This window comes from Micromonospora sp. SL1-18 (assembly GCF_047921505.1).
GTDB lineage: Bacteria > Actinomycetota > Actinomycetes > Mycobacteriales > Micromonosporaceae > Micromonospora.
On sequence record NZ_JBLROA010000142.1, the window covers coordinates 1 to 4471 of the forward strand.

Here is a 4471-nt window from a genome sequence, read left to right on the forward strand (position 1 = left end):
GCGTGAGGGTCAAGCGTCTCTGGCCAGCTATGCGATCCTGAGTCGGATTGGGTTTCCGGGATCGTTGGCCCGGAACTGGCCACCAGCCCCCAACGCGGTGATCCGGCCGTCATCTTCAAGTCGTAGGGCCCCGGCGCTGAGGAGAGTGTTCAGGCCCCAGTCCACGCCGAACGCGACCGTGTGACCGGCGCTCCGGGCTTTCGGCACCGGGTGGCTGTACGCGACGTCGGCGCGCACCCTGCCGCCGGTCACGCGGAGGGTGGGTAGGTGCAGCACGCGGGCGGGCGGCCGGGTAGAGCCAGAGCGGACAGACCGGTAGGGTTGCCGCACATCGGTGTGGGCCAGTAGCGTTCGCCCAGTTGGTCCTGTTTGGCTCCCCCCTCGATTGGATTAGAAGTTGGCGCATTCAAAGGCCGACCGTGCGGGTAAGCAGCCTGATTCGGAAAGTCGCGATCAGTCGACGGTGTCGGGCCGGCGCCGTGGTCGGCAGAAGTCCATCAGACGGCACGTCATTCGGCTGGTACTTATCCCCAGTATCGTCGTCATGATGCTCTGGCTCGTGGCATCCGGGTACCTCGTATTTCAAGGTTTTTATACAAGGGCGGTCGCCGTCTCGGTCCGGAGCGTGTCGATCCCGGCAGTGGCCGCGTTGACCTCGATCCAGCAAGAGCGGCGGCTGAGCATCTCCTACCTGGCGCAGCCGTCAGGTGATTTGCGGAAACTGGTCGACCAGCGGAAACTGGCCGACGAGCGGCTGTCCACGATGCGCGCCGCAACCGATTCCGCCCTGGCCAACGCCCCAGAGTCGATTGTGCTCCGTTGGCAGGCGCTGGCGGGATTCCTGGACCAGCTTCCAAGCCAGCGCAGCACGATCGACTCGCGATCGACCAACCAGCAAGACGTCTACGAGTTCTACAACGGTCTGCTCGACGCTGCAACCACCCTCTTTGACACCCAAGCCCGGGTCGTACCCGACGTGACGTCGACCCAGGGCGGGATCGCGGCTGTCGAGGCGTTCCGGGCCACCGACCTGATGTCCCGGGCGGGGTCGAGAATCGACGGCGCGCTCGCATCCCGGACGTTCGGTCAGCAGGTCCACCTCGAGTTCGTGAACCTGGTGGGCGCGTACCACGCCAGTCTGACCAACATTGCGCCGCACCTGCAACCAGACGCGCGCATGCGCTACGAGACCCTCACCGCCAGTGATCCCTGGCGGGAGCTGGTCGCTGCGGAGAATGCGATCATCACCGCCGGCGCGCGGCAGAACGGCATTCCGCGTGGGCTATCCGTTACCCAGGCCCGCTGGGAGACGCTGACCCGACAGGTTTCGGACAAGCTGATTGATCTGACCGTAACGCAGGCCGACATTGTGTCTGCCCAGGCCCTGCAGACCGGTAACAACCAACTGCTGACCGCGTCGCTTGCAAGCCTGATCGCGCTGTCCATCGCGGCCGCCGCGATCCTGTGGGCGCTTCGGCAGTCGCGGGAAATCCCGGTCCGGCTGGCGAAGCTGGGCGAGGACGCCGCAGCCGTGGTGGACCAGCGACTGCCGGCGATGATGGAGCGGTTGCGCCGGCGCGAGAAGGTCGATCTCGCGATGGAGTTTCCGTTCCAGGACTACGGGAGCGACGAGATCGGCCAGATGGCCGGGGTCATTAACCGGTCGCTGCAGGCTGCGGCGGCTGCGGCGATCGACGAGGCCAAGACCCGGGCGGCCGGTATGGCAATGCTGATGGGTGTTGCGCGCCGTCCGCAGCGGCCGCTTCAACACGGTATGAAGGTCATCGAGGGCCTGCAAAACCGCACCGGCGACGAGCAACTGCTGGCGGAGCTGTTCGACGTCAATCATCAGTTTGCGCAGACCCGGCGGTTCCTGGAAAACCTCCTGATCTTGGCGGGTGGTCAGATCGGCCGTCGATTCCAGAATCCGGTGCCCGTGCGAAGGGTGCTGCTGGCGGCATTCGCGGAGACGCAGAACTACCAGCGCATCGTGCTACGCAGCGCGCCCGACGTGGCGATCGTCGGTCAGGCGGTGGCCGGCACGATCCACCTGCTGTCTGAGCTGCTGGACAACGCGCTCGCGTTCTCCCCTCCGGCCGCCACTGTCTCGGTGACCTGCACCCAGGCCGCACACGGCGTCGCCGTGGAGATCGAGGACGCCGGAGTCGGCCTGCGGCCGGACGTCATGGAGCACGCGAACGAGCTGCTGGCCACAGCGCCTACGCCGGACGTCACGGCCCTGAAGGATGGCGCGCAGGTTGGTCTGTACGTGGTCGCGGAGCTGGCCAACCGCAACGGCATCCAGGTGACTCTGCGCACCTCGGCGTACGACGGAGTGCTGGCGATCGTCCTGCTGCCGGATCGCGTAATCGCCGGCGATGCGGCAGCCGAGCGCCCGGAGTCCGGCGGCCAGCCGCCGGTGACGCCCAGCCCCGTTCAGCAGCCGGGCGGCGGCGCCATGCATCACGAGATGCGCCCAGCCGCCGCGTTGCCAGCCGCTGCGATCGCGACGCTGCCAAACGGTGCGGCCCCGGCGGCATCCGGTTCCTACTCCGGCGAGGTCCGGGTGTCCGAACGCACGGGCAGCATGATGGGCGACCATCAGACGACCGGCCGGGCGGCCATTCCTCGGCAACCAGAATCGTCCGTTGCAGGCGCCTTTGGCGGCGGCCCGCCCAGCTCGCAGGCCGCTGCCAGGCCGCCGTTGCCCCACCGGCAACCTCAACAGCATCTGGCGCCTGAGCTGCGCGACGACCTGTCCTCCACCGGTACCACGGCGGCGGCGGTCTCCGTGCGGTCGCCCGAGGACGCTCGGGACCGGCTCAGTCGCTACCAACAGGCGTGGGCGGCCGGTAAGGCAGCGGGCATCCCCGACTCGACCAAAGATAACCAAGGCAGGAAAGCGTGACCAACTCGACATCACAGAATGACCTGGCCTGGATGTTGGACGATCTGGTAAGGGTTCCCAGCGTCGTCTACGCCGTAGTGCTGTCCACTGACGGGCTGGTCATCCAGAAATCCACGACGCTGCCGGCGGATGCTGCAGATGTGCTGGCCGCTGGCGCCTCCTCGCTACATAGCGTCGCTGCGGGCATGGGCCGCCGCTTCGACGGCGGGGTGGTGCAACAGGTCATCATCGAATTTACCGGCCAGACCATGTTCATCGCCGCCGCGGGGATGAACGCCCGCCTGGCCGTTCTCTGCGAGCAAAGCGTCGATATGGGCACGGTCGCCTACGAGATGAGCCGCCTTGTGACCCGCCTCGGCGAGTACCTTGGCGCCGAGGCTAGGGCGAACCTGTGATGTCCAACGCTCAATTTGGCAAGCGCCATGACTGACACGTGGTTCGGCGGCGACGAGGCGGAGTCCGCAGGGCTTGTTCCGCTCTACATCCTCGTTAACGGGCGGACGAGTCCGCGCAACACCAATCTGGACCTGGCAACCCAGGTGGTCGCCCTGTCGGCCAACACCTCAGCGTTGGAGCCGGAATACCGGGAGATCGTTGCCCGGTGCACAAACTGGATGTCGATTGCTGAGATCGCTGCCTACCTGGACCGCCCGCTCACCATCACCAAGGTGATGGTGGATGTGCTGGTCGAACAGCGGTTCCTCGGGATCGGCATGCCGGCACAGCAACAGGTCGCCGACCGTCAACTGCTCGAGACAGTGCTCGCCGGCCTTCAACGACTCTAACCACAGGGGCTGATAAACGTGGATCGCAAGTCGGTCAAGATCGTTGTGGCGGGCGGTTTCGGCACCGGCAAGACCACCTTGGTCGGATCGGTCAGCGAAATCTCGCCGTTGACCACGGAGGAGGTGCTGACAGAGGCCAGCGTCGGCGTCGATGATGTCGCCGGTGTCGAGGCAAAGACGACCACGACGGTTGCCCTCGACTTCGGACGTATCACCATCTCACCCGATGTCGTGCTCTACCTGTTTGGCACGCCGGGGCAGGACCGATTCTGGTTCATGTGGGACGAGCTCGCGCAGGGCGCCATCGGCGCGATCGTGCTGGTGGACACCAGGAGGCTGGACACCAGCTTCCCCGCCATCGACTACTTCGAGCGGCGCAAAATCCCCTTCGTTGCCGCCGTCAACCGGTTCCACGGTGAGTGCCTCTATACTGAGGCGGAGGTTCGGTCGGCGCTGGAGCTGCAGTCAAACGTACCGCTGCTGTGGTGCGACGCCAGAGATCGCACGTCCAGCAAGGACACCCTGATCCAGCTGGTCCAGCACGCCATGTCCCGCCTGCGGGCCACTGCGGCAAGCAGCGGCCTTCAACGGTAGCCCCTAATCGGGATGCCGGAACATCCGGTACTAATGAGGGGCCGATGGCCCTGATTCCCTGGGCTGGTGACCAGAACGTGTTTGTGGGTCACCAGCCCACGGGAGGCCGAGAAGGTTCTCTGATCGCATTCGTTCCTTGCGGTGGATCCTGTACCGATTCTGCTTCCTACTAGTTGCTCGTTGT

General features: G+C 65.7%; 4 protein-coding genes. All 4 read left to right on the forward strand.

The genetic code is table 11. From position 1 onward, the window contains the following. Positions 1–544: 544 nt before the first annotated feature. The 4 genes from ACNAW0_RS29950 to ACNAW0_RS29965 are packed head-to-tail and all read left to right on the forward strand — an operon-like array spanning position 545 to position 4287. The gene (locus tag ACNAW0_RS29950) at positions 545–2908 is read left to right on the forward strand and encodes a nitrate- and nitrite sensing domain-containing protein (protein WP_416291400.1); all 2364 of its coding nucleotides are present in this window, start codon (positions 545–547) and stop codon (positions 2906–2908) included. Further along, on the forward strand, positions 2905–3303 hold the full coding sequence (locus tag ACNAW0_RS29955; RefSeq protein ID WP_416291401.1) for a roadblock/LC7 domain-containing protein: 399 nt from the start codon (positions 2905–2907) through the stop codon (positions 3301–3303). Before ACNAW0_RS29950 ends, ACNAW0_RS29955 begins: the two co-directional genes overlap by 4 nt. 27 nt (positions 3304–3330) lie before the next feature. Beyond that, the gene (locus ACNAW0_RS29960; protein WP_416291402.1) at positions 3331–3693 is read left to right on the forward strand and encodes a DUF742 domain-containing protein; all 363 of its coding nucleotides are present in this window, start codon (positions 3331–3333) and stop codon (positions 3691–3693) included. An 18-nt stretch (positions 3694–3711) separates the two neighbouring features. Beyond that, positions 3712–4287, forward strand: a complete 576-nt coding sequence (locus tag ACNAW0_RS29965; protein ID WP_416291403.1) for a GTP-binding protein — start codon at positions 3712–3714, stop codon at positions 4285–4287. Positions 4288–4471 lie beyond the last annotated feature (184 nt).

Bases quoted from the DNA above. Each gene is read 5' to 3' on its own strand.
- ACNAW0_RS29950 (WP_416291400.1), top strand. From the start codon at position 545: ATGATGCTCTGGCTCGTGGCATCCGGGTACCTCGTATTTCAAGGTTTT.
- ACNAW0_RS29960 (WP_416291402.1), top strand. From the start codon at position 3,331: ATGACTGACACGTGGTTCGGCGGCGACGAGGCGGAGTCCGCAGGGCTT.